The sequence below is a fragment of the Magnetospirillum sp. SS-4 genome, from assembly GCF_902729425.1.
Classification (GTDB): Bacteria; Pseudomonadota; Alphaproteobacteria; order Rhodospirillales; family Magnetospirillaceae; genus Phaeospirillum.
Genome location: NZ_CACVCH010000101.1, coordinates 1 through 5774, shown reverse-complemented (window position 1 = coordinate 5774; position 5774 = coordinate 1). Strand labels below are relative to the sequence as shown.

Below are 5774 nucleotides of genomic sequence, written 5' to 3'. Positions count from 1 at the left end.
CGCGTCGACGACCGGCATTGCATTCCGCGCCGCATTCCGGGAGACTCCGACGCCGTACCCGCCAATCCGTTCGAATGGACACCATGATCATCCGCCTTGCCGTGCTTGCCGCCGCCCTCGCATTCCTGCCGCCCCTGGCCGCCGAATCCGCCGAATCCACCAAGCGCCTGGGAAAATTTGGCGAATGGGAGGGCTTTTCGTTCTCCGAGGGCGGTTCCCGGACCTGCTACGTCGCCGCCATCGCCGGCAAGGTGCAGGGTGGAGAGAAAGGCCGGACCAATACCTTCCTGATCGTCACCCATCGTTCCGGCGGCAAGTCCACCGACGAGGTCAGCATCAACGGCACCTACGGCTTCAAGAAGGAATCGTCGGTCGAATTGCAGATCGGCGCCAAGAAGAATTCCCTGTTCACCAGGGGCGACCGGGCCTGGGCCAACGACGCCGCCTCGGACCGGGCCATCGTCGAGGCGCTGCGCAAGGGCAGGGACGCGATCATGCACGCCACACCGGCCAAGGGGGCGCCCATCACCGCCACTTTCGCGCTGTCGGGATTTTCCGACGCCCTGGCGGCCGCCGACAAGGCCTGTTCGGTCAAGCGCTGAGGCCGCCCCCGACATTGACAGATCAAGGCCCGGCCTCTATCTGTTGCCGGTCGCGATAGACTCCCGCTCCGGGAGGCTGGCCATCGATATCGAGGAAGCTTCATGTTCGGCGCCATTGCCCGGCGGATCTTCGGAACCGCGAACGATCGTGTTCTCAAGCCGCTGAAGAAGCACATCGATGCCATAAACGCCCTGGAGCCGTCGCTGGAGAAGCTCTCGGATGACGAGCTGCGCGCCCGCACCGACGACTTCAAGCGCCGCATCGCCGACGGGGCCGGCCTGGACGACCTGATGGTCGAAGCCTTCGCCACCGTGCGCGAGGCCGCCAAGCGCACCCTGGGGCAGCGGCATTTCGACGTCCAGCTGCTGGGCGGCATGGTGCTGCACCAGGGCCGCATCTCCGAGATGAAGACCGGCGAAGGCAAGACCCTGGTCGCCACCCTGCCGGTCTATCTCAATGCCCTGTCGGGCAAGGGCGTTCACGTCGTCACCGTCAACGACTATCTGGCGCGGCGCGATTCCGAGTGGATGGGGCAGGTCTACACGTTCCTCGGCCTGACGGTCGGCGTCATCGTCCACGGACTGAACGATACCGAGCGGCAGGAGGCCTATGCCTGCGACGTCACCTACGGCACCAACAACGAATTGGGCTTCGACTATCTGCGCGACAACATGAAGTTCCGGCTGGAGGAAATGTCGCACCGGCCGTTCAACTACGCCATCGTCGACGAGGTGGATTCCATCTTGGTGGACGAGGCCCGCACCCCGCTGATCATCTCCGGCCCCACCGAGGACAATTCCGAGCTGTACCGGCTGGTCGACCGCGTCATGCCGAATCTCACCGCCGAGGATTTCGAGAAGGACGAGAAGCAGCGCGCCGTCACCCTGACCGATCGCGGCACCGAGCACGTCGAGGAGATGCTGCGCGCCGCCGGCCTGATGAAGGGCGCGCTCTACGACGTCGGCAACGTCAGCATGGTGCACCACGTCAATCAGGCGCTGCGCGCCCACAAGCTGTTCACCCGCGACGTCGACTACATCGTCAAGAGCGACAAGGTGGTGATCATCGACGAATTCACCGGCCGCATGATGGAGGGTCGCCGCTTCTCGGAAGGCCTGCATCAGGCGCTGGAGGCCAAGGAAGGCGTCACCATCCAGAACGAGAACCAGACCCTGGCCTCGATCACCTTCCAGAACCTGTTCCGCATGTATCCCAAGCTGGCCGGCATGACCGGCACCGCCATGACCGAGGCCGGCGAGTTCCATGAGATCTACGGCCTGGAGGTGGTTGAGATTCCCACCAACCGGCCGGTGACCCGCAAGGATGCCGACGACGAGGTCTATCGCACCGCCGACGAAAAGAACGACGCCATCGTCACCCTGATCGAGGAATGCCGCGGCCGCATGCAGCCGGCCCTGGTCGGCACCACCTCCATCGAGAAGTCCGAGCACCTGTCGGCGCTGCTCAAGAAGCGCAAGATTCCCCATCAGGTTCTGAACGCCCGCTATCACGAGCAGGAAGCGTTCATCATCGCCCAGGCCGGCGTCCCCGGCGCCGTCACCATCGCCACCAACATGGCCGGCCGCGGCACCGATATTCAGCTGGGCGGCAATCTGGACATGCGCATCCGGACCGAGCTGTCCGAGATCACCGACGAGGCCGAGCGGGCGCGCCGGATCGAGGCGCTGAAGGCCGAGATCGAGGTCAACAAGGAGAAAGTGCGCGAAGCCGGCGGCCTTTACGTCATCGGTACCGAGCGCCACGAAAGCCGCCGCATCGACAACCAGCTGCGTGGCCGGTCCGGCCGCCAGGGCGATCCCGGCGCGTCGAAGTTCTTCCTGTCGCTGGAAGACGACCTGATGCGCATCTTTGGTTCGCAGCGCATGGACGGCATGCTCCAGAAGCTGGGTCTGGAAAAGGGCGAGGCCATCGTCCATCCCTGGATCAACAAGGCCCTGGAGAAGGCCCAGCAGAAGGTCGAGGCGCGCAACTTCGACATCCGCAAGAACCTGCTGAAATTCGACGACGTCATGAACGACCAGCGCAAGGTGGTCTACGAGCAGCGCAAGGATCTGATGCAGGTCGACGACGTCTCGGAGGAAATCGCCGCCTTCCGTCACGAGGTCATCGCCGAGACGGTGGGACGCTGCATTCCCGAGCGCGCCTATGCCGACCAGTGGGACGTGGCCGGCCTGCACGAGGAATGCCTGCGCATTTTCGGCCTCGACCTGCCCATCGCCGAATGGGCCAAGGAAGAGGGAATCGCCGACCAGGAAATCCGTCACCGCATCACCGACGCCGCCGACCGCAAGATGGCGGAAAAGGCGGCCAATTACGGTCCCGAGACCATGCGGATGGTGGAAAAGAGCCTGCTGCTGCAATTGCTGGACCAGTCGTGGAAGGACCACCTGCTGCAACTGGACCACCTGCGCCAGGGCATCTCCTTGCGGGCCTACGCCCAGCGCGACCCGCTGAACGAGTACAAGCGGGAAGCCTTCAACCTGTTCGAACAGATGCTGCTGGACCTGCGCGAGAAGGTGACCTCGGTGCTGGCCCATGTGGAGCTGCGCTTCGGTGACGAATCGCCGGAATCGGTTCTGGAGCCGCGCGGGCCGCAATATACCCAGGAAGGCCGCGACGACCCGGCCTTCGCCGCGGCCACCGCCAGCATCAGCCACGCGCCGCGCCGCACCGACGTCGACCCGGAGGATTCCGCCACCTGGGGCGCCACCCCGAGGAATTCTCCCTGTCCTTGCGGTTCGGGCAAGAAATACAAGCACTGCCACGGCAAGGCCTGACCCGCCGCCGCGGCCCCTTCGCGGGCGGCTGAACCGCTGAGACCGCCGAGGTGACGGGGCGGGGCGCATCACCAAGCCCCCCGCGCCATCGTCCGGCCCACGAGCCGGAGCTTGTGGAACGGGCCACCAGCGACCTCGCCCGCCGGATCAAGGGGCAAGGAGAAGATCAACAACCCCGCCGGATGGCTCAGGAAGGCCATTGAGGAGGATTGGCGGCCTCAGCCCACCCTATTCAGCCCAGGCCCGCGAAGGCGCGGACATTCCCGACGACTTCTGAACAACCTTCAAATCCGGCGTGCTCTTGATGCCCCGGTCATTGGTCACGAACACGTCGCACCCGGCATCAATGGCAGATGTGACATGGATGGCGTCAATCAGCTTCAGTTTTTGCTCTGCGCCGATCTTGGCGGCACGCTCCAGAATCTCCCGCGCCACGGGGACAAGATTGAACACGTCCATATCGCGGAACACCTCGCGGTATTCCTCCGCAAGCGCCTCGCTCCCCTGCTTGTGCGCCCCGTGCAGACATTCGGCGATGGTGATTTCGCTCGTCACCAGCGCAATGCCTTGCTCCCCGGCATACCGGAAGAGCTTTTCGGCGAACGGCAAAAACTCCGGTGAGCCTTCGACCAGATAGATAAGGGTATTGGAGTCCGCGTAGATACGGCTGGCGTTCGATACGTCGCTATTCATCGCCCCGGAACTCACGGATACGCCGGTCGATATCTTCGGTCGTCTGTGGGCCGACCAGGGCCACACCCGCCCCCGCCTTGGCAAGCAGGCGTTCCATGCGGCTCTTGACGCCCTCGCCCGCCTCGCTTGCAACTCCATCCGCCGCCAGCCCCTTCGAGGCTACCGGGACTCGCGCTTTCCCCGCGACATCGGCCAGACGGGAACGTGGACGCGGCGCGCTATCAACGACGACGACGGAAAAGCTCTCACCGGGCTTGATACCCGCCCGGTTGGCAATGGCTTGATTGACCGTTTCCAAGGTCACGTCTCGAATGACCGTTTCCATGTCAGCGCCTCAGCCTTCAACCACTTGTTTCATATGGGGAAAATTAGAAGGTACGGCGACATTATACGCCATGTCGTCAAATTTCCAAATTTATAGGACGGAAAGACGTCTTGACACGCCAAAGACCCCTATTCAGAGGCTGTTTGAAAAGAGCTTGAGCCGCGTGGGCGGGCGTGATTCAAGCTATCGATGTGGACCACATCGACACACAGCCGCATGGCGGCCATTGAAAAGAAGACGAAACGGTATCCCAGCGACCTGACCGACGAGGAATGGGGCACGTTGGAGCCTTTGCTGCCGCAACCTTCCGGGCGGGGCCGCAAGCGGACGACCGACCTGCGCGAGGTGGTGAACGCCCTGCGCTACATGGTGCGGTCGGGCTGCGAGTGGCGCATGCTGCCGGTGCATTTCCCGCCGTGGCAGACGGTCTACTGGTGGTTCCGCTGTTTCGTGCGCTCGTTCCTGTTACCGCTTCTACAAGGATTTGCGGGTGCGGGTGGTGGACATGGCCCGGCGCGAAATCAACGCCAAGACCGATATCCTGTTCGACTACCAGGAGATCAAGGAAGGCCGCAAGGTGGTGGCGCTACGCTTCACCATCGCCCGCAACGCCCGTGCCGATACTCCCGACCCGCTGCGCGACGATCCCCGCCTTGCCCGCCTCGTCGCCCGTCTGTCTGCCCATGGCATGGCCGAAGAAGCTGCCCGCGCCATCGTCCAGACCCATGAGCCGGAACTTGTGGAATGGGCCACCACCGACCTCGCCCGCAGGCTCAAGGGCAAGGAGAAGATCGACAACCCCGCCGGATGGCTCAGGAAGGCCATCGAAGAGGATTGGCGGCCCCAAGCCCACCCTATTCTCCCAGGAGCAATCCCAGGCCCGCGAAAATGAGCGAGAGGCCGAACGGGAGCGCCAGGAGCAAGAGGCCAAGACAGCGGAGTGACGCAAGGCGGACAGTGCCCGCGAGAAAGCCGCCATCATGGAGTTTATCGACGGATTGCCGGAGGACGAGCGGAAGGCGCTGGAACAGGGATTCCGGGAACACCTTGCCGGGACGGTTCCCGGCATCGTCGCCAAGCGGTTTACTGGCGGGGAGACGTGGTGCGCCGATCCGATCCTACGGGCGGAGGCGACAAGATATCTTAACATATAAAGTGGAATTTCAATCCGATCCCAAAAACACACATCTTGACGCAGCAGTCCGTATATGTTGCCTTATAAAAATATCGCAACAATAGAGATGGTGGCGACATGTCTAAGGCATCGCGTTATTTTTTGTCGCGCGTTGTTAAAATGGGCCAGATGAACGTTGATGAAGCGATCCGTCGCCTTCCGCAGATTGGCCGAGGGATGC

5 protein-coding genes and 1 pseudogene are annotated in these 5774 nt (G+C 63.1%); 4 read left to right on the top strand and 2 right to left on the bottom strand.

All coding sequences use genetic code 11. From position 1 onward, the window contains the following. Positions 1–83: 83 nt before the first annotated feature. Positions 84–602: an invasion associated locus B family protein gene (locus tag MTBSS4_RS17540; protein WP_173984677.1), complete on the top strand. Its 519-nt coding sequence runs from the start codon at positions 84–86 to the stop codon at positions 600–602. Positions 603–704: 102 nt separating this feature from the next. Next, on the top strand, positions 705–3401 hold the full coding sequence (gene secA / locus MTBSS4_RS17535) for a preprotein translocase subunit SecA (protein ID WP_173984676.1): 2697 nt from the start codon (positions 705–707) through the stop codon (positions 3399–3401). 228 nt (positions 3402–3629) lie between these two features. On the opposite strand, the gene MTBSS4_RS17530 is transcribed toward secA, so the two are convergent. Then, on the bottom strand, positions 3630–4094 hold the full coding sequence (locus MTBSS4_RS17530) for a PIN domain-containing protein (RefSeq protein ID WP_173984675.1): 465 nt from the start codon (positions 4092–4094) through the stop codon (positions 3630–3632). Then, a complete protein-coding gene (locus MTBSS4_RS17525) occupies positions 4087–4419 on the bottom strand; it encodes a hypothetical protein (protein WP_173984674.1) in 333 nt (110 codons plus the stop codon). The genes MTBSS4_RS17530 and MTBSS4_RS17525 overlap by 8 nt, the downstream gene beginning before the upstream one ends. 189 nt (positions 4420–4608) lie before the next feature. Between MTBSS4_RS17525 and MTBSS4_RS17520 the strand changes: the two are divergent. Together MTBSS4_RS17520 and MTBSS4_RS17515 are read left to right on the top strand one after the other, a co-directional pair. Further along, a pseudogene (locus MTBSS4_RS17520) lies at positions 4609–4875 on the top strand (transposase); the annotation flags it as partial. 49 nt (positions 4876–4924) lie between these two features. Then, on the top strand, positions 4925–5311 hold the full coding sequence (locus tag MTBSS4_RS17515; RefSeq protein ID WP_254432641.1) for a RepB family plasmid replication initiator protein: 387 nt from the start codon (positions 4925–4927) through the stop codon (positions 5309–5311). Positions 5312–5774 lie beyond the last annotated feature (463 nt).